General features: G+C 34.1%; 22 protein-coding genes and 3 pseudogenes. 4 read left to right on the top strand and 21 right to left on the bottom strand.

Annotation, left to right across the window (positions count from 1 at the left end; genetic code table 11):
- Positions 1–350 precede the first annotated feature (350 nt).
- The 4 genes and pseudogenes from ACFWDE_RS16805 to ACFWDE_RS16790 all read right to left on the bottom strand — a co-directional run.
- A pseudogene (locus tag ACFWDE_RS16805) lies at positions 351–701 on the bottom strand (ABC transporter permease); the annotation flags it as partial.
- Positions 702–942: 241 nt separating this feature from the next.
- Entirely contained in the window at positions 943–2,421 is a 1,479-nt protein-coding gene (locus tag ACFWDE_RS16800) for a sodium:solute symporter family protein (protein WP_377893433.1), read from the bottom strand.
- The gene (locus ACFWDE_RS16795) at positions 2,418–2,618 is read right to left on the bottom strand and encodes a DUF3311 domain-containing protein (protein ID WP_016105227.1); all 201 of its coding nucleotides are present in this window, start codon (positions 2,616–2,618) and stop codon (positions 2,418–2,420) included. The genes ACFWDE_RS16800 and ACFWDE_RS16795 overlap by 4 nt, the downstream gene beginning before the upstream one ends.
- 238 nt (positions 2,619–2,856) lie before the next feature.
- Positions 2,857–4,482 (bottom strand): amidohydrolase, encoded by a 1,626-nt coding sequence (locus tag ACFWDE_RS16790; RefSeq protein WP_377893432.1) that lies wholly within the window; start codon positions 4,480–4,482, stop codon positions 2,857–2,859.
- A gap of 564 nt (positions 4,483–5,046) precedes the next feature.
- Between ACFWDE_RS16790 and ACFWDE_RS16785 the strand changes: the two genes are divergently transcribed.
- On the top strand, positions 5,047–6,465 hold the full coding sequence (locus ACFWDE_RS16785; RefSeq protein ID WP_377893430.1) for a sigma-54 interaction domain-containing protein: 1,419 nt from the start codon (positions 5,047–5,049) through the stop codon (positions 6,463–6,465).
- Between the two features lie 68 nt (positions 6,466–6,533).
- On the opposite strand, the pseudogene ACFWDE_RS16780 reads toward ACFWDE_RS16785, so the two are convergent.
- The 8 genes and pseudogenes from ACFWDE_RS16780 to ACFWDE_RS16745 all read right to left on the bottom strand — a co-directional run.
- A pseudogene (locus ACFWDE_RS16780) lies at positions 6,534–6,740 on the bottom strand (hypothetical protein); the annotation flags it as partial.
- Positions 6,741–6,780: 40 nt separating this feature from the next.
- The gene (locus ACFWDE_RS16775; protein WP_264538614.1) at positions 6,781–7,287 is read right to left on the bottom strand and encodes a DUF3902 family protein; all 507 of its coding nucleotides are present in this window, start codon (positions 7,285–7,287) and stop codon (positions 6,781–6,783) included.
- A gap of 349 nt (positions 7,288–7,636) precedes the next feature.
- Positions 7,637–8,371, bottom strand: coding sequence for a signal peptidase II (locus tag ACFWDE_RS16770; RefSeq protein ID WP_377893428.1), 735 nt, complete (start codon positions 8,369–8,371; stop codon positions 7,637–7,639).
- Between the two features lie 15 nt (positions 8,372–8,386).
- Positions 8,387–9,496 (bottom strand): annotated as a pseudogene (locus tag ACFWDE_RS16765) (DUF58 domain-containing protein).
- Positions 9,493–10,425 carry an AAA family ATPase gene (locus tag ACFWDE_RS16760; protein WP_377893426.1) on the bottom strand — a complete coding sequence of 311 codons (933 nt, stop codon included), beginning with the start codon at positions 10,423–10,425 and terminating at the stop codon, positions 9,493–9,495. Before ACFWDE_RS16760 ends, ACFWDE_RS16765 begins: the two are co-directional and overlap by 4 nt.
- A gap of 146 nt (positions 10,426–10,571) precedes the next feature.
- Positions 10,572–10,865, bottom strand: coding sequence for a putative quinol monooxygenase (locus ACFWDE_RS16755; protein WP_377893424.1), 294 nt, complete (start codon positions 10,863–10,865; stop codon positions 10,572–10,574).
- Positions 10,866–10,909: 44 nt separating this feature from the next.
- Complete coding sequence (locus ACFWDE_RS16750) at positions 10,910–11,548, bottom strand: nitroreductase family protein (protein WP_377893423.1); 639 nt, start codon at positions 11,546–11,548, stop codon at positions 10,910–10,912.
- 18 nt (positions 11,549–11,566) lie between these two features.
- Positions 11,567–11,995, bottom strand: coding sequence for a MarR family winged helix-turn-helix transcriptional regulator (locus ACFWDE_RS16745; RefSeq protein WP_377893422.1), 429 nt, complete (start codon positions 11,993–11,995; stop codon positions 11,567–11,569).
- Between the two features lie 264 nt (positions 11,996–12,259).
- Between ACFWDE_RS16745 and ACFWDE_RS16740 the strand changes: the two genes are divergently transcribed.
- Positions 12,260–14,203, top strand: a complete 1,944-nt coding sequence (locus tag ACFWDE_RS16740) for a GTP-binding protein (RefSeq protein WP_377893420.1) — start codon at positions 12,260–12,262, stop codon at positions 14,201–14,203.
- A 51-nt stretch (positions 14,204–14,254) separates the two neighbouring features.
- On the opposite strand, the gene ACFWDE_RS16735 is transcribed toward ACFWDE_RS16740, so the two are convergent.
- Complete coding sequence (locus ACFWDE_RS16735) at positions 14,255–14,899, bottom strand: alpha/beta hydrolase (RefSeq protein ID WP_377893419.1); 645 nt, start codon at positions 14,897–14,899, stop codon at positions 14,255–14,257.
- A 21-nt stretch (positions 14,900–14,920) separates the two neighbouring features.
- Positions 14,921–15,388: an NUDIX hydrolase gene (locus ACFWDE_RS16730; protein WP_377893417.1), complete on the bottom strand. Its 468-nt coding sequence runs from the start codon at positions 15,386–15,388 to the stop codon at positions 14,921–14,923.
- Between the two features lie 199 nt (positions 15,389–15,587).
- Here ACFWDE_RS16730 and ACFWDE_RS16725 point away from each other — a divergent pair, with 199 nt between their 5' ends.
- Positions 15,588–16,379: a DUF4240 domain-containing protein gene (locus ACFWDE_RS16725; protein ID WP_377893416.1), complete on the top strand. Its 792-nt coding sequence runs from the start codon at positions 15,588–15,590 to the stop codon at positions 16,377–16,379.
- A 61-nt stretch (positions 16,380–16,440) separates the two neighbouring features.
- On the opposite strand, the gene ACFWDE_RS16720 is transcribed toward ACFWDE_RS16725, so the two are convergent.
- The 7 genes from ACFWDE_RS16720 to ACFWDE_RS16690 form a co-directional block, all read right to left on the bottom strand.
- Positions 16,441–16,872: an SMI1/KNR4 family protein gene (locus tag ACFWDE_RS16720; protein ID WP_377893415.1), complete on the bottom strand. Its 432-nt coding sequence runs from the start codon at positions 16,870–16,872 to the stop codon at positions 16,441–16,443.
- 31 nt (positions 16,873–16,903) lie between these two features.
- On the bottom strand, positions 16,904–17,440 hold the full coding sequence (locus tag ACFWDE_RS16715) for a hypothetical protein (protein WP_377893413.1): 537 nt from the start codon (positions 17,438–17,440) through the stop codon (positions 16,904–16,906).
- A 30-nt stretch (positions 17,441–17,470) separates the two neighbouring features.
- Complete coding sequence (locus ACFWDE_RS16710) at positions 17,471–18,496, bottom strand: SDR family oxidoreductase (protein ID WP_377893412.1); 1,026 nt, start codon at positions 18,494–18,496, stop codon at positions 17,471–17,473.
- Positions 18,497–18,719: 223 nt separating this feature from the next.
- Positions 18,720–19,391, bottom strand: coding sequence for an ABC transporter ATP-binding protein (locus ACFWDE_RS16705; RefSeq protein ID WP_377893411.1), 672 nt, complete (start codon positions 19,389–19,391; stop codon positions 18,720–18,722).
- A complete protein-coding gene (locus tag ACFWDE_RS16700; RefSeq protein ID WP_377893479.1) occupies positions 19,391–20,653 on the bottom strand; it encodes an ABC transporter permease in 1,263 nt (420 codons plus the stop codon). Before ACFWDE_RS16700 ends, ACFWDE_RS16705 begins: the two co-directional genes overlap by 1 nt.
- An 8-nt stretch (positions 20,654–20,661) precedes the next feature.
- Entirely contained in the window at positions 20,662–21,747 is a 1,086-nt protein-coding gene (locus ACFWDE_RS16695) for an ABC transporter permease (RefSeq protein ID WP_377893409.1), read from the bottom strand.
- Positions 21,748–22,179: 432 nt separating this feature from the next.
- Positions 22,180–22,938, bottom strand: coding sequence for an SDR family oxidoreductase (locus tag ACFWDE_RS16690; RefSeq protein WP_377893407.1), 759 nt, complete (start codon positions 22,936–22,938; stop codon positions 22,180–22,182).
- Between the two features lie 146 nt (positions 22,939–23,084).
- On the opposite strand from ACFWDE_RS16690, the gene ACFWDE_RS16685 reads away from it, so the two are divergent.
- Positions 23,085–23,535, top strand: a 451-nt coding sequence (locus tag ACFWDE_RS16685) for a TetR/AcrR family transcriptional regulator (protein ID WP_377893405.1), incomplete at its 3' end; no start/stop codon positions are given.

Raw genomic sequence — 23,535 nt, 5'->3', positions numbered from 1 at the left:
TATTGATGATTCATTCGTACAACCCTTTTCTTCACTAACAATATAATGCCTCTATTTTAAGTACTGATAATTTCGTTCCTAACAACCTGTAACTTTCACTTTTTGACATACATGTTGTGCCAAAAAATCACTACTATTTCTTGCAATACTCCATTATCTAATTGATTATTTAAGTTAATTTCTTCCCCCTTCACATCAAGTTATACTTTAATCCTATATGATAAATCTCTCTTTTTTCTTATCCATTCCTTACAAAATGCTTACGTTCAAATTTGGATACGATAAGCTGAGAAAGAGTTTTGTATGAAAATAAAAAGAGAACATAACAAAAGCTATATTCTCTTCCCTTCTTATTCATATCGCAAACATTCAATCGGATCTAATTTTTCTGCTTTATTTGCCGGTAGTATACCAAATGCAAGCATTATATTCATAACACCGATGCCACCAACTAATAACGAAATTCCAGCAATTCCGCCAAAGACCATTTTCATCATATTCGTAGACTCTTCTAAATCCCCCATAAACTCGTTTCCATCCTCTGGAGCTTTGAATTTATGTTCAAATTTAGGCGATTTAATTTCATTTATACGTGCTACTGCTTCTTTCCCAACACTTTCCCGATCATCTCTAGAATGTAATTTCACTGTGGCCGTATCATATTCGCTTACTCCTGAAATTAGAGAAGTGAATATGAGTGATCAAAATAAGGAATAATTCTATTCGATTCATCCCCCTCTTTTCACAATAGTTCAACTATCTATTACAACTATGTAAATTCGAGAAAAATAAAACTACCTGCCTCCAATAGACCGTAGAGAACAGGTAGTTTTGATCTTTTTCAAATTTCATTTTGAATCGAAAAATTCATAAAAAACGTCATTATTTATGTGAATTCTCAAAAAAATAACATTTTTCTCGTTATATAGATATAAAATTATTTTAGCTTAATGTTGATGTGGTAGACCCCTTTTGAACCGGTATGTTTTTTGAAGCTAAGCTTACAATAATAGTTATTACGATATTAATAAATAATACTATTGCTCCTGTACTAATGTCGTTAATAGTGTGTGGGACTGTTGGAAAAAAGGTTGCGACTTTTATATTAAAAATCGTAGCATACAATACAAGGAGCACTCCTGTAATAATTCCAGTCATTGCACCATATTTATTAATATAATTTTTTTTGGAAAAACTAAGGAATAATGCAGGTGCCAATTGTGCGATAAGACTGTATGACATGATATTTAACATTGCAAGTGCTGTCCCGCCAAACACTGTGAAGATTAAAGCAGTCAAAGAAAGGAAAATGATGAATAGTTTTGAGGCTACTAATTGTTGTTTTTCGGTAGCTTTTGGAAACACAACATTGTAAATCCCTTTTGTTAAACCAACAGATGCAGACATTAACATAACGGATGCTGGTACTAAAGCCGTTAGTAAACCAGCTGCTCCAACTATTCCAATGACCCAAGGATCAAATGTTTGAATAGATAATCTTAAAAGAGAAAGATCTCCATCAGCTCCTTGTAAACCAGGGATTTTTACGATAGCTGAAAAGCCAATAAAGAACACAAACAGTAATAATATAGTGTATAAAGGTAGGGTAATTGCATTTTTACGAAGTGCTTTTTCACCATTTGCTGAGAAAACCACAGTGAAAGAAGTCGGTAATAAATAAAAAGATATAGCATTTAAAAGTATAGTAGAGATAAACCATGGTACACTTAGTCCTTGATCGGCTAACGTTAACAATTCAGGTTTAACGGCCTCAACAGACTTAAACATTTGCTCAATTCCACCAAAATAGTGGATAGGAATATATAGACCTAAAAAAATAACTACTCCCAAAATCATAATATCTTTAATCACAGCTGTCCAAGCTGAGCCATGAATACCAGAGAATATTACATATGTTGTAATAACTATTGCACCTATAATACTTGCAGCTATTGGTGAAATAGCTCCAAAAGAAGCCTCTGAAACAATGATCCCTAACCCTTTCATTTGTATACAAATATATGGTATAAGGGCTAAACTTCCCACAATAGCTACTATAACCCCCATTGCACGACTATCGTATTTAGATGCAAAATAGTCAGGTTGTGAAATAATACCATGTTCTTTACCGTATCTCCAAATTTTAGGGGCAATCCAATAAGATATTATATATGCTAAAAATATATACGTGGGCACATAATATGCAGCAGCACCTTTGGAATACGCCCAACCACTTCCCCCTAGAAAAGTAAAAGTCGTATAAACCTCTCCAGCTATTAATAGGAATACGAACAAGGTTCCAAAACCTCTGTCACCAACTGAAAATTGCTGCAAATTCATCTTTTTTCCTTTTCTTGCTGCTATCCCTAAACAAAGAGATAGGATTAAGAAAATAAAAATAATAAATAATGATATATTCATTCTGTCTCACTCCCTTTATTATCGGGATCAAGCTTATAAACAATGGTTAAAATAATTGAGGAAAGTACCATCCAAAATACAATCCAAAATAAAAGAAAAGGCATTCCTAATACGTAAGGCTCAATTCTATTTGCAAATGGCAAGAATCCAACACACCCTATAAAAGGGATTAAGAGTAAGAGTTTAATATATTTCAAAATATGCTCGACCTCCTATTTCATGGTTTGAATTTTTATGGATTAAGAACCGCTATCATAAAAGGATTTGTTAACTTTTAAAATTTTTAATTTTCTGTCCCTTTTTACAAAAAAGGATCTGACCACTTTTATGCATAGCCAGATACTCTCTCCCATCTAATAAGAGGGGCTATTTCGTTTTTTAATTGATGTATAAAATAATGCGAAGTACTATAATTGCCCCCTCTTTTGCCTAAATCTAATTTTTCATCATTAAATCATTCTCTTTTTGATAGACAATTTCTCCATCAATAATCGTTGTCTCCACTTTCAAATCCTTAATACGGTCTGGTTCAGCCTTTAAAATACTTTCACTTAAAATAACTAAATCAGCTAATTTCCCTACTTCTAAGCTACCTTTTATATCCTCTTCAAAACTTGCATAAGCGCCATTCCATGTGTAAAGTTTAATCGCTTCTAGTACACTAATGGATTGATTCGTGCCAATTTCGACTCCAAATTGGCTTTTTCTATTAACTGCAGTATGAATTCCTAATAAAGGATTATAATCCGTAACCGGTGCATCTGAACTACCTGCTGCAATAATACCTTTATCTATATAGTCACGAGCAGCGTACATATAATTCACACGTTCACCATAATTGTGAGCATATATCTCGCCATATTCATATGGAAATGGTGGATTTGGAATAGGGATGACTTCCAGTTGTTTCATTCTTTCTTGTAAATCTGGGGTTGAAACTCCTGCATGCTCGATTCGATGACGATGATTTTTCCTTGGTGCTTCTTTTAACGCTCTTTCTACGCAATTTAAATACATTTCAATGGCTTTATCACCTTGAGCATGTACTGTAATTTGATATCCTTTTTTATGTGCTTCACCTAAAACTTTATATATTTCTTCCTCACTATAATAAAGAATCCCGAAATTGTTAGGATCACTGGAGTAGGGTTCTCGAGTTGCAATCGTTGGACCAGAGCTACTTCCATCTAAAAATATTTTAGCCGGCCCAACCCTAAATTCCTCATCCCCTGTACCGGTTACTATCCCTGCATTCATCATTTTATTTACAAATTTATCGGATTCATTTATGGTACCAATTATTGCATATACCCGAACGCCGATGTCTTTAGTTTTTATAGCTGTTTGTAACAAACGATAACAATTAGAATCAAAAGTAGCTGCCTCATGAATACTCGTGATACCCCCTGAAATGAAATGATCCGACGCGATTTTAACAGCTTTCATAAGTTCAGCATCTGTATAGCTTGCTATATCATTCATCTTCATATTTGCAGCCTCAAATAATTTCCCTGTAATTTCTCCCCTCTCATCCTTTTCAATTACTCCACCTTGAGGATTCGGTGTATTTTCGTCAATTCCAGCCTTCTCTAGTGCTGCTGTATTTACGATACAGATATGTCCGCACGTACGAGAAATGATGATTGGATGCTCCGTTGAAATGGCATCTAGCTCTGCAATCGTTGGATACCTTTTCTCCTTTATGGTCGTTTCATTAAACCCCCAAGCTCTTATCCACTCACCTTCTGGAATTTCCAACGCTTTTTTCTTAAGCTCATTCAGCACATCTGCAACAGAGTCGATGTGACTTTCTTTACAACTGATATTCAACTGAAAAACCCCATATAAAACCAAGTGTGTGTGTGCATCAATAAATCCAGGAAGAAGAGATTTTCCTGCTAAGTCAATGACTTCCGTCTTCTCTCCAATAAATTTATTCATTTCTAAATTTGAACCGATCCCAATTATTCGATTATCCTTTATTGCTACAGATTCCACTATTGAGTTTTGTCTATCTGATGTAATAACTTCACCATTAATAAATACTAGATTTGCATTCATACATACACCATCCTTTTTATATAAGTACAAATTGAAAAATCGACAGAAAACCTTTCTTTTTAGGTTGGAGAGAGAAAACGGGTGCAGATCACCTTTTATTCTTCGTTACCGTGACTTATATGCCAGAAAGTCAAAATGGATATATTCTTGGTATGTCTATCATCCTATTAATTGTAGTAATGCATTATTAAAACGCTTTCATTTAATGGCATTTCTAGGATAAGCTGTTTTTCTCTGTTAGTAAAAATGGTGACCCTCTACCATCCCATTAAAAGAAAAAATACTTGATAAATAGAAAAGATTCCATTCAATACCTCCCTCTATACATTAATAGTTCCGCACTGTACACTTTTATAATGCAAAAATCATGCCATCGATTTGGAACGAAAATATAGAAAATAGACAGAAAATTATAAAAAATACCTTTAAATCTAGCTAATGTGGGATATAATGAACTCAATTCGTTTCAACAGATTCATAAATGGTTCATTCTTTTCACTAATTTCCATCCATTTTGAACCGCTTGCGGTTCAAAATGGGTACATTTATAGGAGGATTCAAGCTATGTCCGACATTCCTGTCCAAATTGAAACCAAATATCTCTTGAAAATTCTTGATAGTCTTGAAAGTGGGATGAATATTGTTGACAAAAATGGAACAATTATGTGGGTAAACCAAGCATGTTGTAAGCTTTTTAACAAAAGCAAGGAAGAATTGATTGGTAGAAATATTTTCGTTCTGAAAAAAGAGGGGGCGTTCACCCCATCCGTAATCGAAATGGCTTTACAAAATGGAAGTACTGTAACCACTGTGCAAGAAATTACTGGTGGTAATAAGATGACAGTAACAGGGGACATTATTTTGGATGAGCAGGAAAACCCCATTTATTTTGTAGCACATGGTCATGATATAAGCAATTGGATGGATAATGTTTCTAAACTAGAATGGGAAGAATTAGCCCCCGTATTGAAGCGGTATTTGCTAGAAATAAAAAAAATGAATACCCGATATATTCTAATAAAGGAGGAACAGTCCTTTATCGGACATAGCAAAGTACATAATTTGCTTGCTGAAATCATGGAAAGGGTGGCAAGTGTTGATTCAACTGTGCTTATTAACGGAGAAACAGGAGTTGGAAAAAACGTAGTTGCGAAGCGTATTCATAAGTTGAGCGAACGAAACAGTCAACCCTTTATCCACTTAAATTGTGCAGCAATTCCCGATACACTTCTCGAATCTGAATTGTTCGGCTACCATAAGGGAGCCTTTACAGGTGCTAATTCAAAAGGGAAAACAGGGCTCGTCAAAACAGCCGAAAAAGGAACGCTTTTTTTGGATGAAATTAGTGAACTTCCGCTACATCTGCAGCCCAAACTCCTCCAATTACTGCAGGACAAGACCTATATGCCTATTGGCGGTTCACAGTTAGTAAAGGCTGATATTCGCATTATTGCAGCAACAAACCGCAAAATCGAGGAAATGGTAAAAGAGGGAAAATTCCGGGCCGATCTATATTATCGACTTCATGTTTTACCAGTAAACATTCCGCCGCTACGCGAGCGACATGAAGATATTTTTCCGCTACTCCATTTCTATTTGCAAAAGTATAACCAAATATTCAACCAGACACGTACCTTCTCGCAGCAAACGATAGGTGTTTTACAACGTTATCAGTGGCCCGGAAATATTCGCGAATTAGAAAACACTGTTGAGCAGCTCGTTATTATGGCTAAAAAGGACAACATCTCGACTCATGATTTACCAGAACGCTTTCACTCAGTAAGCATGGAAAAAGAAGCTTTACAATCTCTGAAAAAAGGAAACAATTTAAGCGAGATTATCGAAAGTATGGAAAAAACAATTATTGAACAGGCAATTAAGGAAAATAAGACTACACGTAAAACGGCAAAAGTTCTTGGAATTACTCAAACTTCACTGATCCGTCGGTTAAAGAAATACAATATCCGCAATGAAAAAGAATAGTGTTTTTGTTGTAGGGGATTAATTTTTATCTTAGCTTGATGCTTCTAAGCAACTACAAAACTAGGTTATGCTACAGTTTGGCTTAGCCATACGAATAAAGCTATTAAATCTTGTGCTTGATACTTACTTGTCCTCTGTACAAATCCAACATCTCTAGCTAGATTCTGTAAAGTATTTGGGGATAAAAGACTTTGAATCTCCAGTGCAAATAATTGTAAGTCGTTAGATACAGTAACTTTATATTTATCATAAAAAAAGAACGTGTTTTCATTTATAAACACGTTCTTTTAAATATTTCAAACACTATATTCACTTTTACCATCCTGCACTAGCATTCATACCATTTCCAAGAATAGTAAGAAATAGTGGCCACAATACTGGTCCTAACGTAAGAAATATATTTAGAAGTATAAGTATTCTATATCCCACGGTAAAATTATGATTCTTACGATTTACCAGTACTAAAATAACTAATAATATTATGGTCGTTAAAAATAAAAGTAGAATTAGCAACCAATACCATACCATTAAACTGAGACTCCATGGTGTTAATAGCTCGTGTATTATACCAAATGTGATTCCTAATACTCCAAAACTAAAGGTAGTAACTGTTGATTTTATAAGCAATTTATTTAATGTTTTTTCGTATGTATTTTTACAATATAAATCTATTAAAGTGTATAAAGATAAATATGCCATTAATACACCTATCCAAGACAATAGCCAGTCTCCGCCCCCTCTAAATAACATGAACAGCAGCCAACACATCCCTACTGCAGAAAAAGCAAAGGATATAAGTATGCTTTTCAATACCGGTTTCATTATATTTTCACACCCTTAAAAATAAATTATACGTTTCTACTAAACTCATGTAATTTTTTATTAACATGCTACCCATTAATCGTTTAGCTTTAATGCATCCTTTTTTCATTTTATATTAATAAAACAAAGATACACTCATAAACAATTTAAGAAGCAATACTATACAAAGAGTTACATATAGCTTGTATATTCTTTTTCCATTGGTATAGATATAAAAAATTAAGTATACATTAACATGCAATTATATATAAGTAAATAAAATTAATTTACAGTTAATTTTATTTACTTATATAATTGTTATATTCAGGTTAATTACGCCATCTTTTTTATTTTGAAATAGTACATTCTGCTATTCATACCGCCCTTTTCCATCCCGTTCTATCCACCGCATAATCTTCTCTACATCTAACTCCGTATACGCCTTTCCCCCATACCGAACTGACTCATATAACGGAATAATATCTCTCGTTCTACAAATTCTCTTTAACCATTGTTGCATCGTTTCATAGGACCTTCGCTGTTCCTGAAATGGTAAACTTCTTTCCCATTCAATTAACCTTTTCCTTATTGGATCTGTAGGCAGTGGATGCTCTGAATGATGAATGACTTTTTCATTTTTTACGGTTCTTACCATATTCTCTTTTGTTACCGATTGTTTCTCCTGTTCTATTTCTGATTTCGTTAACTTTTTCCTAATAAATTTGTAGAGAAAATATATAATTGCGACTGCGATAGTCACATAAAACGTGATAGTAATCCATGAATTTGAGAGCAAAGAAAATACATCTCCCCATGAACTTTTCCTTTCGAAAGCTGGCATTTTTCTATCCGTTTTTGTTCTTATCCCTTTATCTCCCACTTTTTTATCTTCAATAGGTGTTCCATAACCTTCAGGATTTTCGTAGTTTATCGTTTCCTTATAAATTTTTTCAGATTTCTTTTCACTAAAAAAACGCTCTTTTACTATGCCTTGTACATGCACAACACCTTGTGATAACGTTATCGCACTAATTGCAAAGAAAAGTATGATTAAAGCTTTTACACTCCAAAACTTCACTTTCGTATGCCGCTTTTTATTCAACATGACATAAGCCCTTTCTTATTCTTTAATTACAATCCATTTATTCGTTCTACTATATTTCCTTGGTGAAGTACCCAAAATTAAAGGAACCACATCCAATTCCTTACGACGAAAGCCAGCTGTGTAAAAATAAGAAGATGATACAGGCGTATCTTGGTCCGATATTGAGGCAAGTACTTTTAATACATTTTGCAAATGTTTGCGATTATCCCCGTTTTTTATATGTAGCAAACCGTTATCTTTCACACTATTAATCCATAATTCAAATGAACAATCTTGCAAAAGCAGTTGCTTGCATATGCCTGCTGTTAATTCAATTAGTTCTTCTGTATCCTTTCGCAAAGAAACGCCACTTTTATTTTGCAAATTGAGATAAATCGCATATTTATCTGATTGTGTTCGCTCGTATTTTTTTGCTGTTATTGTCCCTGTTTTCGCTGTTGCACTCCAGTGGATGGAACGAAAATCTTCATTTTCATAAGACTTCACTCCCATTACTTTCGTTTCATCATATAGCGGTGAAGACATCGCTTTTCGAAATCCCCGTGACCATTCTTATAATTCAGGAACTTGCATTTTCGGAACGGCTGGTAAAACTAAATAGGACGGTGTATCAACATGACTATATGTTATGTGGTTCGTTATGAATCCAAAGGGATCCGTAATAACAATTTCAACTTCTTCCCATTTCGCGATACCCCTTTTTAACGCTATAGCTTGCATATCAAATGAAACTGTCTCTCCACCTTTTATATTGAAATTCATATAATAATTTGAACCAGTACTATGATTTTTGTTTAGTTCATCATGATTCCAAGTTAGCTTATTTTCACATTTAAATCGAAATACAATATTAAAAATAGGAAATATCGAGTTGTTTGAAATTTTCATTTTGCACATATTCGTTTCACCTATAAAAACATTCGAACTCCCTTGATTATATTCCCATTGAATGCGAGACACTTTCCGTATGTATCCATGCGCAGCCCCTATTAAAATTAAATATAAAAATACGAGAGATAAAATGAGTAGATTACTTGAAAATATACATAAAATAACGGCTACAACTGATATAACTCCTATTACGAAAGGCTCCGCTAAAGGTGTATACACGAGCTGTTGATTCATCGTACATTCTCCACTGGCACATCAATCGTATGAAGAATTTCTTTAATAATTTGTTCTTTTGTCGTTTTCATCTCCCCTTCAATCGTTAACGTTAACCGATGAGCACAAACGGCTGCAGCAAGTGTCTTAATATCATCTGGTGTACAGTAATCTCTTTCATTTAATATTGCTCGTGCTTGGATTGCCCGCATAAATGCCAATGTGCCTCGCGGGCTTACACCAATTTCAATTAACTCATACTTACGGGTTGCTTCAATAATTTCAAGGAGATAATCTTGCACATCATTCCCTACTAACACTTCTCTCGCACGCTTTTGCATCATAATAATTTCTTCACTTGAAATAATAGAGTGTAACGTTTCTAACGGATCATTCATTTGAAAGCGATTCATCATTTCCTTTTCAGCTTCTCTCGTAGGATAACCTTGGCGTATAGTGAGTAAAAACCTGTCTAACTGAGCATCTGGCAACGGAAATGTACCAGCCGATTCAAGAGGATTTTGCGTTGCAATTACTAAAAAAGGTTCTGGTAGTGAATGTGTCTGTTTCGCAATTGTGACAGTACGTTCTTCCATAACTTCAAGTAACGAAGATTGTGTTCTCGGTACAGCTCGATTAATTTCATCAACTAATACTATATTTGCAAAAATAGGCCCTAACCTCGTTTTAAAATCCGATTCCTTCACATCAAAATATTCGAGTCCAATAACATCTCCAGGCAAAGTATCAGCTGTAAATTGAATTCTTTGGAACTTAGCGTCCACACTTTTAGCCAAACTTTTCGCTAATGTTGTTTTCCCCGTCCCAGGTACATCCTCTAATAAAATGTGCCCTCTTGCTATAAGAGCTATTGCTGCGAGTTCAATCGATTCATCTTTTCCTATAATGACCTTTGAAATATTGTTAGTGATTTTCTTTAATATGTTCATATATTTCACTACCACCTTTAAATATTTTTAAAATTAAGAATATTTATTTTCCAAATTATAACACATCACGTTAGAAGTAAATATATTCCTATCAAAATAAAAAAGATGACCTCAGCCATATGCTAAAGTCATCTTTTTCTACCTAATTATTTTACTTGTTCACCACTATAAACTTTTATATCAAGCGGCGCAGTTAAAAACTGTGATGCTTTACTAACGAAAGATGTGAAATGTTCACTCGTATTGTGGCTCGCAACTGCGGATTCATCTTTCCATACTTCTGCCATCGTATAAACACTTTCTTTTTCCGTATCTTTATAAAGGTCATAAGACACATTTCCATTTTCTTCTCTTGAACCATGAAGTAGTGGCTGAATTTCTTCTAAAAATGATTGTTGTTTTGCTGAATCTACTTGAAATATTGCGTGAATAATAATCATGGTGTTTCCCCTCTCATATTTCACTTATTTCTATTTTTATAAAATTACTTCCACTCAGCAACTTTTTCAATTGGAAGACGTACTGATGGATAACCACTGTCAGCAGCTTTTCCGATTGAAATTAACATAACTGGTACGTGACGCTCTTTGTCTAATCCGAAAGCTTCTGCGATTTGGTCTTTTTCAAATCCACCAATTGGGCAAGTATCATAGCCGTGAGCACGTGCTGCTAACATAAATTGCATTGCTACAAGACCACCATCAATTAAAACAGTATCTTTCATTACTTCTGGTGTAACCATTGAGAAGTAACCTGAAAGTTTTTTCATTTGATCTTCTTTTACTTCAGCTGGCATAAGTCCGCGCTCTACTGCTGTACCGTAAATTTCTTCTGCGTTATCAAAGTTGTTTAAGTCCCCAAATACAGCAATCATCGCTGAAGATGTTTCTACTTGAGATTGATTGAATTTCGCAAGTGGCGCAAGTGTTGCTTTTGCTTCGTCACTTTCAATAACAAGGAATCTCCATGGCTGCATGTTTACTGAAGATGGTGCAAGTGTTGCTTCTGTAAGAATTTCTGTCATTTCTTCTTTGCTAATTTTTACAGCTGGATCATATTTACGAATTGAACGGCGTCCTGTTAAAATTTCGTTAAAATCATTAGTTTTTAGTAAGTTTGTCATAGTTGTATTCTCCCTTTTTTATAATTCTTTTATATTTTCTTGAATGCGGTCTAACATCGTTAAAAGATTGTCGCGTTCTTCTTCACTTAATCCTTTAAATGCTGAAGTAGCGAAACGCTCTTTTTCCTCTTGATACACTTGAATTTTATTTCGCCCCTCTTCTGTAAGAGAAACTAACGTAATTCTGTTATCATCTGGATTTTTACGTCTTACAATCATACCGTTAGCTTCCAATTGCTTTAAATGCCTCGTAATCGCGGCATTATCAATATTCACTTCTTGCTGAAGTGCTTTTTGACTAATTTCATCTACTTCATATAACTGAAGTAACAGCTCTAATCTAGACTGACTCATACCCGTACACCCTTCAAACTTCGAACTTACTTCTTTATTGAGAAAGTGCAATTTATATAAAATAATCGCTTCTTTTGAGCATGAACTTGTCAAATTACCCCTCCTTTACATCCAAACCAAAAACATTTGATGTATCAATAGTTGATATGTCAATTAATATAATCTATATCGATTTAGAATGCAAGCATTTTGTTTTCATTTTATTTTTTCCAAATTAAGGCGCTTTGTAGCGTTACAAAAAATGTAAATTACATTATAATAGTAATAATTTAAATGACTGGAGAGTGATTGTAATGCGGCAATACACAAATAGAAATGAGGAAATGAAAATGGAAAATGAAATGAGGATATTTATATATGACAACAATAAATATAGGGATTGTCGCGCACGTAGACGCTGGCAAGACGAGTTTGACTGAGCGTATTCTTTATGAAACGAATGTGATTCAAGAAGTTGGCCGAGTTGATAGCGGCAATACGCAAACTGACTCAATGGAATTAGAAAGACAGCGCGGAATTACGATTAAAGCATCTGTCGTTTCTTTCTTTATTGATGATGTAAAAGTAAATGTAATTGATACACCCGGACACGCTGATTTTATCGCTGAAGTGGAGCGATCATTTCGCGTACTAGACGGTGCAATTTTAGTTATTTCTGCCGTTGAAGGCGTGCAGGCACAGACAAAGATTTTAATGCGGACATTACAGAAACTACACATACCGACTGTTTTATTTGTAAATAAAATAGACCGTAGTGGCGCAAATACTGAAAAAGTTGTGAAACAAATAAAAGCAATTCTTTCAAAGGATGCATTCCCCTTCTACTCTGTAGAGAACGAAGGAACAAAGGAAGCTCGTATTATTGAATATAAGTCATATGACGATTGTATTGAACGATTAGCACCATATAAGGAATCATTGCTTGCATCATATGTAAATAACGAAATAGTACCGGACGCACTATTAAGAAAAGAACTCGAAAAGCAAATACAGCAAGCAAATGTGTTCCCTATCTTTTTTGGTTCAGCAATGACAGGTATAGGTGTAACTGAACTACTTGAAAACATTTCAGCCTTAATTCCAACTACTAAATCGGCACAAGATGAAACATTATCCGGTGTTGTTTTTAAAATTGAACGCGAATCTTCTGGGGAAAAGATTGCTTATGTAAGAGTTTTTTCTGGTTGTTTACACGTTAGAAAATATGTTGATATTCAGCGCAGTGAGTCTCTGTCACATAAAGAAAAGATTAAAAAAATGTGCATATTTCATAATGGAAATGCAATTCAAGCTTCTACTGTTCAAAGTGGAGAGTTTTGCAAAGTGTGGGGACTTACGAATGTTAAAATTGGTGATATTATCGGTGAACGGACAGATTATATAAAGGATATTCACTTTGCCGAACCGCAAATGGAGGCTGCAATTGATGCCGTACCTAAAGAGCGAATTCATGATTTATACGCTGCTCTTATGGAACTATGTGAAGAAGATCCTCTCATTAAAGTGTGGAAAGACGATGTGCATAATGAACTATATATTCGCCTTTTCGGTGAAGTGCAAAAAGAAGTGATTGAAACGACACTTCATGAGAAATATAATTTACAGGTTACTTTTTCAAATACACGAGTTGTATGTGTTGAAAAGCCAGTTGGTATAGGAGATAGCGTTGAAGTAATGGGTGAAAAAGAGAATCCTTTTTACGCAACAATTGGTTTCAAAGTTGAACGTGGTGAACTTAACTCTGGCATAACGTATAACTTAGGTGTTGAGCTTGGCTCACTGCCTTTAGCATTTCATAAAGCGATTGAAGATACTGTATTTCAAACGTTAAAACAAGGTTTATACGGTTGGGAAGTTACAGATATTATCGTCACGCTAACACATACCGGCTATGCCAGCCCTGTTACAACTGCGAGTGACTTTAGAAATTTAACACCGCTCGTATTAATGGACGCTTTAAAGCAAGCTGAAACATGTGTATTTGAGCCATTAAACGAATTTGAATTAACTGTACCAGAGCACGCAATTAGTACCGCAATGTATAAACTATCTGCCCTTCCAGCAGCATTCGCAGAACCTATGCTGCATAATGACTCTTATCATTTAACAGGATCATTACCTGTTGCGAAAACAGAGATTTTTAAACGAATGCTACATTCATTTACAGAAGGAGAAGGTATCTTTACAGCAAAGCCAACTGGTTTCACAAAGCTGAAGGCTCCCTTCCCTACTCGAAAACGCGTTGACTTTAATCCGTTGAATCGGAAGGATTATTTGCTTCATGTGTTGAAGGCTTATTAAATAAAAAAGAGGTGCAAATTGCACCTCTTTTTGCCTGTATTGAAACTTAAATTAGTTTGTCCTTACAACTTCTTTAAGTTGTTCTATTACTTTTGCTATAGCTACAATTGAATTCTCCGTTTCAAATTCCCCAACATTTAAAGAATGATTTGCATTTTTGACAATTTCAATCTTTAAATTAGATTGTTCTAATTGATCCATTTGATTTGCATTGTATTGATGATCTTTGTCTCCAATTACTAAAAGCCCATCGTGATGACTATGTAAGATGGAATCAAAAATCGAATCAAACGTCAGTAAAGGTGTAAGTAATATCATTTTTGACTGTAAGTATTCTTCTCTCTTCATTACACCATTGGCAATCGGGATTGTTCCAAGTGATTTCCCTAAAAATATCGAATTGCTATATTGCCTACTTTTTAATACTTCATTCATTATAGGATTAATATCATCCATCATTATTTTCGTTATTTCTTCCATTGGTTTATTCAATACATGTTCGTCGTAAGAATAATGAATATGTACTACATCTATTTTATTTTCAAGCATTAACATCGTTGCATAATAAAATAACGGCTTATCATAATTGTAACCGGAACCTGAAAACATAAAGCAAATCGTTTTAGAGCCCTTTTCTATATGTGTGTAACGAATTACTTTGTCATCTATATGAATCTCTTTTTTAGTCCCTTTCACCGTTTTCCCCTCCGAATGCCTTTAATTTTGTAAAAGAATATGCTCTACGTGAATAGCCATGTCCTTTACTTTATCTTTTATAAATGCCGGCTGTAAGTTATATGCATCTAACGCTTCCACCGGTACCCACTTAAATACATACGTTCTTCCTTCTTCTTCAAGAATGTATTGATCCACCCCATTTGCAGGTAATTCATGCAGCTCTACTTCATAATAAAAACTGATTTCATGAAACTTTCGCTCAGAAAGTGTAAAGAAGCTTTCTACTGACCATATTAATCTTTTCACTTCAATAGGAACGCCTAGTTCTTCTGCAAGCTCCCGTCTTAACGCATCTTCACTATTTTCTAGCATTTTCACGCGCCCGCCTGGTACGTACCAATAATCTTCGCCTTCATTTTGAAGAATGAGTATTTTATTATCGTGTTTACAAATTGCTCCGACGCGGTAATTAAAACATGTTTCCCCAACTTTAAACGTTAGATCCATACTTAATCCCCCTATATGTTATTTAAATACCGAATTATTACAAAACGATTATGTATATCCTGTACAAATAAGATTACTAAATATTTCTATTCCATTCAATGTTTTTTGAACTTTCAAAAAAACACACGCAAATTTCTGTCATTATAAGTATATATACATATGTTACAATACACACTAGAAAAACACTATGGGGGTACGAATGGAAACGTTATTAATCCAGCAAAACGAAAAATCAAATAAGTTTTGGAAAATCGTTGTGAAAGATAAAGATTATGTTGTGTTTTATGGAAAAATCGGCACAGCTGGTAGTGTAAAAGCGAAAGAGTTTGAAACAGAAGAAGAATGTATAAAAGAAGCTAACAAACTAGTTGCTTCCAAACATAAAAAAGGATATACAGACCCGTGCCCTGGGGAAGATTACATAAAAGAAAAAACGATAACAGAAGAAGAATTTTGGGAACTACTTAATCGTGCAAAAACGAAAGGCGAAGACCAAGAAGAACAAATAGAATGGCTCACTTCTCACCTCGCTAAACGTACAGTACATGAAATTGTAGCTTTTGATACGCATATGCATCGTATTTTGAAAGATTCCTATACATCTCACTTATGGGCAGCAGCTTATATTATTATGGGCGGTTGTTCGGATGATAGTTTTGATTACTTCCGCGGGTGGTTATTATATCAAGGAAAAGAAACATACGAAGCGTGTATTGAAGATCCAGAACGGTTAATTCCTGCGTTAGAAAATCTGAGTGAGTATGACGTTCCGAACATTGAAGAACTTTCTTTATATTTCGGTTTCACTGTATATGCAGAAAAAACAGGAGATGAAGATGATACTTACTTTACGCTTTACCATGTACTAACTGATGAAAGGACTCATAATGACGACATTGAATTCGACTGGGACCAAGATAACGAAGAAGGTTTGAAAAAGATGTTTCCTAAGCTGTGGGAACTGTATGGAGGAGATCCGATTGAGTCGTAGATTTACATACGAAAAACGCCTTGTTTCTTTAGTAACAAGGCGTTTTTTATTGATACTATGGTTAAATTGTTATCTTCCCACTCTCCCACCACTCCATAAAAGTTTCTAACGAAGGAGCAATCCACGTTCTACTATCATTTTCATGGTTCCATACGTATATATCATCTCTTTGTACCATCCCATTCAAAATGGAATAGCCAAACAAATCACCATTTCCACCATCAGCAAAGAATAATAAACAGTCAAAAGGCATATATAAATCCTTAAAACCAACTATATTTCTCATATTCATATTTTCAGTTTTAATTTTTGAAGCATCCCAAATAAAATCTCCGTATTCCCCTGCTATACCGTTTGTTTCTTGTAATAATTGATATAAATCATTTGGTAATTCCACATGTAAACATTTTTGTATATCAGTAAGCTCATCCTTCGTAGCCGGATTTTTTAAGCTTAAGTTTGATGAGATACTGTGAATAGTGTTTTTCCACATAACTTTTTATCCTTCCTATAGTTCTTCATGTTCAATCAAGTTTATACCAATAATCAAATTGGGTATGTACTTGTATCACATATGTTATCATCTCTGGATCATTTGGTTGTTTTTCTTTCTTTATATCTTCAATAGCATATTCACTTACATAACGAATATCTCCCATCTTATCTAGGCAATAATTCCCCTTTTCGTTTTCTACTACCTTACTATCATCTTTAAAATAGAGCTGAATTTCTACACCGGTCACGTTAGAATTGGGATACTTAAACTTCCCTATTTTTTGATAAAATGAGATTACTTCTGCCTTCGATTGCTTCGTTTCTATAATTCGATTCGCTACCACTTCCCAATATCCACCATTCCCTATTTCAATCCAATTTTTCTCATCCCCTTCATAATCTTTAATTGCCTTACTATCCAAAGGCATCGGCAATCGGAAAAATTCAGAAGAAAAGGAACGAGAGATATACCACGTACTATTTCTTACGAGAATGACTGTTAGCAAGAGGATTATAACCGTTAAAATTATCGTCCTTTTTCTAACCTTTTTTAATTGATCTATCATATTTCTCTCCATCCCTATTATCTATAAAAACTATCCATTCCACTTTTCTAACAATTCTTTCTCCCTTTCAACTGAAATACCTGCTTTTAATTCCCATTCGTCCATACTCTTCATCCAGTCATGCACGTCTGTAACAGTATCTTCTAATCTTCTAAAAATAAGACCCTCTTTAACTGCGCTCTCTATATTAATAGAGAATCCACCTTTCCACGGATCTGTTTCACCTTCTAATGCAAAAGTTTCGGGAAGCCATAAAGGCATCTCTGTCCAAGGCTGCACTTTATGTTCCTTCATAAATGATTCATCTACCCAAATGAATTCAGCATCGCTATTCGTAACTTCTTTACACGTATTTAATAACTCTTCCATCGTCAATTCATCTTTCGGACCCGTTACATTAAATGTACCTACTTTATTATTTTCTGCCATTTTTAGTCCAAAGCTTGCCACATCTATTATATCAACGAACTGTACTGGGCGGTCTTTCCTTCCTGGCACTAACACTTTTCCGCCCTTTGCTACGCGCTGAATCCAGTATGGAAGCCGATCTGTATAATCAAACACTCCCGAAAGAAGCCCTGCTCTTACATGTAAAACACGCCCTGGCCAATACTTCTCTGCTTCTTTTTCACATAGCACTTTAAGCGCACCATAATGCTCATAAGGAGATATTTCACCATTCTCTACAGCCTCTATCTGATCACTCGTCGGTTCGGGTTGTAATATATAGTCTTCTTTTATGTGATGCGGAATCCAATCTTTATATACGGAAATGCTTGAGATAAATGTATAGTGTTCAATATTATCTTTTATCGCTTCCCCTATTTTCTTAATGTGATGCGGAGAAAATCCACACGTATCCACTACAACATCCCATTTTCGATTTTCTAAACTTGATACATCGCCATTTCTATCTCCAACTAACTGCTCTACTTCAGGAAAAATTTCTTTATTAGTTCCGCGATTGAATAATGTAACTTCATGTCCTCTCTTTAAAGCCTCTTCTACGAAAGCTCTTCCTAAAAATCGTGTACCACCTAGTATTAGAATCTTCATGTTTTTCCTCCATTCATCATTAAAAATCTTTTCTTTAGTTTAACGATTTTTTATTGTGAAAAGTTACGGGTGAATGATTTATTTTCCCACTACACTTTCAAATCCATATACTAAAAAGAAACCATTTTAAAAAGTTAATCGTCATGGTTTCTTAAATAAAAAGTAATTGTTTTTTATATGAATCTTAGCTGAATTGTTAACTCTCATACTTTGCATTAATTTTTTAACTCCGCACAATCTGTCCATCAACTAACTCAATAATTCTATTACACTTATTCGCTACTTCAATATCATGCGTTACAATGATGATCGTTCTACCTTCTTCATTCAGTTGTAATAGAAGATTCATAATTTCTTCTCCCGTTTTCCTATCTAAATTTCCAGTCGGTTCATCAGCCAAAATTAATTCTGGTTCGCCTACTAACGCTCTTGCGATAGCTACCCGCTGTTGCTGACCACCTGATAGTTCATCGGGTGTTTTATGCATTTGTTCTTTTAAACCTACTTTTTCCAAATAGAACTTCGCCTTATTTTCTCTTTCACGTTGCTTTAACTTTCTATATGTTAGCGGTAGTGCTACATTATCAAGTACAGTATGTTCTTTTAACAACGCAAAGTATTGAAAAATAAACCCAATTATTTCATTTCTTGTTTTATGAACTTTATTCATTCTTATTTCACTTAATGTTTTACCATTTAAGGAGTATTCCCCCTCATTTGGCATATCAATTAACCCTATAACATTTAATAGTGTACTTTTTCCTGAACCGGATCGACCCATAACCGCTATAATTTCGCCCTTGTTTATCGTTAAGTTTATACCGTTTAACGCGAACGTTTTGTGATTCTTGTTGCTATACACCTTTTTAATATCTTTTAGCTCAATTAAACTCATTATTCCATCCCTCCTATTAATGTTTTAGGTTCAAGCTTCCTAATAAACAAGAAGACAATGAAATTTGAAACAATGATGATAAGAAGTAAGAATAGGAATACTAAAAATAATATAGGTAGGTTTAAATTTAAGTCTAGTACAGATGCCGCATTTAAGTCCTTTGAAAATTGTAGATGAGCCTCATATCTCCAGAGAAAATACACTATGGACATAACCATGCCAGCTATCGCAATACATATGTTTTCTAAAACAATTTGAAATAACATCCCATACTTACTCTCTCCAAGGACCATCTTAATACCAAATTCCCGCTTCCTCATGATTATGGACACGATTGTTGTTACCACAATTCCCGCTATTATAAATAAAATAATTAGACTTCCTACTATAAATCCAATAATTTTAGAATGTCTACTACTAGTAACATCTTCATTTATTTCTTCACCTAAATTTTTTACGTATAACGTAACGTCGTTTCCTTTAAGTTGAATCGTTTCTTGTAGTTTTTTTATATCTGCATCTTTTCGTAAAGTTAGAATCGTACTTTGATGTAATCTTAAAAACATTGATTCATAATTTTCATATCTATCAATCGGCATGGGTAGTAACATCGCTTTTTCTAACTTCCGGTAAACATTCGACCCGTTATTATTTACAATGAATTTATTTTCTGGCAAAAAACCTATAATCGTATATTGATCATTGATTGTATCCCCTATTTGAAAATATTTCTTAAAGTAAGAACCAACCAGAACGTTAGTCTTCCCTTCACTTTTTTGTTGAAAATCTGGATGAGAGAACCCCTGTCCAGTCTTTACAGGTAAATTCAATAATTTATAGTAATTCTCATCTACTGTGATTGAATGAATAGTGGGGCTTTGATCGTGAAATGTTTTATTTGTCAAATCATCAACCATATTATTTTGGAGTTCTTTATTGCTTGAAGTTAATTCAATTACCCTCTCCTCATATGTACCATACGAAATTACATCTTTATTTTGTTGAATCTTATCATATACCTCTTCAATTTGTTGTTTATTAAATCGATCTTCTTTCAACCTATCAGTAGTCATATGAAAAGTAATTAAGTATGTACTCTCTAAATCTAGCATCGAATTGTAACTGCTTCCAAGATAATAAAAATTATAAAAAGAATTAACAGAAAGAGTTATTGTTGTTAATCCAAACGTAAATTGTATTAAGAGAAGTATAGAAATAAGTAACCTATTCTTTAGGGCCATAAGAGTACTTTTTATTCTCATCATACGATTCACTCCTTTAAGGCTTTAGCAGGTTCAATGTTAATAATTTGAATGAATGGTATGACCGAGGTGATGAAAGAAATAAGAAGAGAAATACATACACTCATCACAACATGAAAGAAGTCTATACTAATGTGAAAACCTATAGAATGTATAATACTTTTACTCAGCGTACTTAACATCCATTGAATACATATCGCGCAGATCGCTGCAGAGATTGCACATATGAATAATTGGCTAAATATCAATACAAAAAGATTCAAATTGCTTGCTCCCAAAGCTTTCCTTAAAGAGATACTCTTTTTCTTCGTATAAATCCAAAAATAACTCACAATTATGCAGTTAATTAAAGCTATAAAAATTAGTCTATACGGAAGAGCAAGTTGCTCTGTCAGGGCTTGACTCGAGTTTTTTTCTTTCTCATAATTCTTTTTTTCATTTACAACTTTAATATTTAAATTTTTGTTATTTTGCTTAACATACTGAATGAATGTACCTATCTCTTTTTCAGGGTCTTCGTTAGACCTGACTATCATTTGAAATATGTTTTCGTTTTGTATACGCCGTTTAACCTCATCGGGCATGTCATTTAAGCCGACGTAAACATTGTAATTATATGCATATCCAGTATTCGCTCCGCTCACGCCTTTAACTCTATATTCTCTACTAAACAGTTTTATTGTTTCAGATTCTTTATAAATGCTCTTTCCCACAATTACACTATTTTCTTCCCCCTCTTTCATACGAGAACCTTTTATTAAAGGAGGAGACCAATTCTTATTTATAAGACCAATCACCGTTACTTGACCTATGTCTGGGAGTCTGATATTCATATTATTTGTAATAACACTTGCGTTCTTAAAACTAGTTTCTGTTAACTCCTGAATTTCTTTGAAATCCAATTCCCCAAAACTAGTAAGCTGAATGGAATAGTAATAATGAAAGTAACCATTTTTGTACTCATAAAATTTTTCATCGTAATAATCTCGGATCGACATCGCTATAAGCATGGGCAGAATTGTTAAAACAAATCCAATAAATAACATAATGAATATTTTTCTGTTCACTGCTATTTCTTTTAAAAGTAGCTTCATATTCCCTCCGCATTTAAAAAATAGTGAATTAGATATTTCTCCATTTGCCACCGTTTTAATGGTTTTTATTAGACATGAATGGACTTTTCTTTTTACTATGCAATTACTGAGTGAACCTAATTCATCGAGATACATTAAGGAAATTAACTAATGATGTTTGAATTAGAGTTTACATATGTACGGAAACATTTAGTATTTTCATTATACTTAGAAAAACACGCCATAAAATTAGGTATGGAAAATTTTACATTCCCAAAACATAATTTACATTCAATTAATAACAAACCTCTATTCCTTATGTCTATTCATTACTCTATAGCGTAAAGTCATCCAATCTATGAAAATGCTTATTTATACGGAAAATGCTCCTGCCAAGTTGACAGGAGCATTGCTTTTTCAAAATTTATTTACTTTTATATACTTGAATTAAAATTAATATGAAGTCCAGCCGCCGTCTACAGAAATCACTTGTCCGTTTACGAAACTAGCTTCGTCTGAACCTAAGAAGATAGCCAGTTGTGCAACTTCTTCTGGTTGTCCAGCACGTGGATTAATTGCCATACCTAATGCTTGGCGGCTCGCACCAAATTCGCTCACATTTGTCATTGTAGAAGCAATGTTTGTTATGACTGCTCCAGGAGCGATACCGTTACAACGGATGTTGTTGTTCGCATACATAAAGGCAGTGTTTTTTGTTAGGCCAACGACCGCATGTTTAGATGCTGTGTAAGCGGAACCAGCACGTGCACCATATAATCCACCTGCAGAAATATTATTGACGATCGTACCGTGTCCTTGTTCCAAGAATAGATTCACTGCAATACGCATTGTTTTCATTACAGATACTGTATTCACAGAGAAAACCTTCTCCCAGCGTTCGTCTGAAACTTCACCAACAGGCTCCATTCCATCCATGATACCTGCATTATTAACAAGAATATCTAATTTCCCATAAGCTTGTTTTGTTTCATCGAAAAGACGTTGGACATCTTCATCGGAGGTAACGTTTGTTTGAACAGCAATGGCCTCTGCACCTGTAGCTTTAATTCCTTGTACTACATGTTGAGCCCCTTCTAAGTTTAAGTCTGATACAACGACTTTTGCTCCTTCTTTTGCATAACCTTCTGCAATTGCTTTCCCCATGCCTGACGCAGCACCAGTGACAATTGCTACTTTACCTTTTAATCTCATCTGAAACGGCCCCCTTTGTCTTTTATTGCACAGTTGTTCAATAAAAATTATAATAATATAAAAGAACGCTTACAATGAGCAAAAAAACGATAAATGTTCAATAATTAACAAATCGTATGAAATGTGTTCAATAAGAGGTGAAAAAAATGATGCGTACAGATATGCGTATTGTGAAAACAAAAGAGGCGTTACATAACGCATTGTTAGAATTATTAAATGAAAAAACTTTAGAAGTCATCTCCATCTCGGAAATTTGCAGAAAGGCAAAAATAAATCGTGGTACATTTTACTTGCATTATAAACAAGTAGAAGATTTATTTGAGGAGTATTTTAAAGAAATTACAGCAGATTTGACACGTTCTTATCAAGAACCTTATCGCTACGTATCAGTATTGAAAACTAGTAAATTAGATCCTTCTACAATTCGAATTTTTCATCATATCGAAAAATATAAATCATTCTATAGAATTGTTTTTTCCAAAAAGGTTCCTTTAATGTACTATTATTTATTTTTTGAGGAAATAAAGCATTTGTTACTTCAAGATAATGTGGCTTTGCTTAAAGAAGGAGTGAACCATTCACTTTATTGTTCCTACC

Origin of the sequence: Bacillus sp. NPDC060175 (genome assembly GCF_042728695.1) — a bacterium.
GTDB lineage: Bacteria > Bacillota > Bacilli > Bacillales > Bacillaceae_G > Bacillus_A.
Note: the sequence above shows the minus strand (reverse complement) of the source record. Positions and strands in the feature narration are given on the sequence as shown.

Bases quoted from the DNA above. Each gene is read 5' to 3' on its own strand.
- ACFWDE_RS16800 (WP_377893433.1), bottom strand. From the start codon at position 2,421: ATGAATATATCATTATTTATTATTTTTATTTTCTTAATCCTATCTCTT.
- ACFWDE_RS16790 (WP_377893432.1), bottom strand. From the start codon at position 4,482: ATGAATGCAAATCTAGTATTTATTAATGGTGAAGTTATTACATCAGAT.
- ACFWDE_RS16785 (WP_377893430.1), top strand. From the start codon at position 5,047: ATGTCCGACATTCCTGTCCAAATTGAAACCAAATATCTCTTGAAAATT.
- ACFWDE_RS16775 (WP_264538614.1), bottom strand. From the start codon at position 7,287: ATGAAACCGGTATTGAAAAGCATACTTATATCCTTTGCTTTTTCTGCA.
- ACFWDE_RS16770 (WP_377893428.1), bottom strand. From the start codon at position 8,371: ATGTTGAATAAAAAGCGGCATACGAAAGTGAAGTTTTGGAGTGTAAAA.
- ACFWDE_RS16760 (WP_377893426.1), bottom strand. From the start codon at position 10,425: ATGAACATATTAAAGAAAATCACTAACAATATTTCAAAGGTCATTATA.
- ACFWDE_RS16755 (WP_377893424.1), bottom strand. From the start codon at position 10,865: ATGATTATTATTCACGCAATATTTCAAGTAGATTCAGCAAAACAACAA.
- ACFWDE_RS16750 (WP_377893423.1), bottom strand. From the start codon at position 11,548: ATGACAAACTTACTAAAAACTAATGATTTTAACGAAATTTTAACAGGA.
- ACFWDE_RS16740 (WP_377893420.1), top strand. From the start codon at position 12,260: ATGACAACAATAAATATAGGGATTGTCGCGCACGTAGACGCTGGCAAG.
- ACFWDE_RS16730 (WP_377893417.1), bottom strand. From the start codon at position 15,388: ATGGATCTAACGTTTAAAGTTGGGGAAACATGTTTTAATTACCGCGTC.
- ACFWDE_RS16725 (WP_377893416.1), top strand. From the start codon at position 15,588: ATGGAAACGTTATTAATCCAGCAAAACGAAAAATCAAATAAGTTTTGG.
- ACFWDE_RS16720 (WP_377893415.1), bottom strand. From the start codon at position 16,872: ATGTGGAAAAACACTATTCACAGTATCTCATCAAACTTAAGCTTAAAA.
- ACFWDE_RS16715 (WP_377893413.1), bottom strand. From the start codon at position 17,440: ATGATAGATCAATTAAAAAAGGTTAGAAAAAGGACGATAATTTTAACG.
- ACFWDE_RS16710 (WP_377893412.1), bottom strand. From the start codon at position 18,496: ATGAAGATTCTAATACTAGGTGGTACACGATTTTTAGGAAGAGCTTTC.
- ACFWDE_RS16705 (WP_377893411.1), bottom strand. From the start codon at position 19,391: ATGAGTTTAATTGAGCTAAAAGATATTAAAAAGGTGTATAGCAACAAG.
- ACFWDE_RS16700 (WP_377893479.1), bottom strand. From the start codon at position 20,653: ATGAGAATAAAAAGTACTCTTATGGCCCTAAAGAATAGGTTACTTATT.
- ACFWDE_RS16695 (WP_377893409.1), bottom strand. From the start codon at position 21,747: ATGAAGCTACTTTTAAAAGAAATAGCAGTGAACAGAAAAATATTCATT.
- ACFWDE_RS16690 (WP_377893407.1), bottom strand. From the start codon at position 22,938: ATGAGATTAAAAGGTAAAGTAGCAATTGTCACTGGTGCTGCGTCAGGC.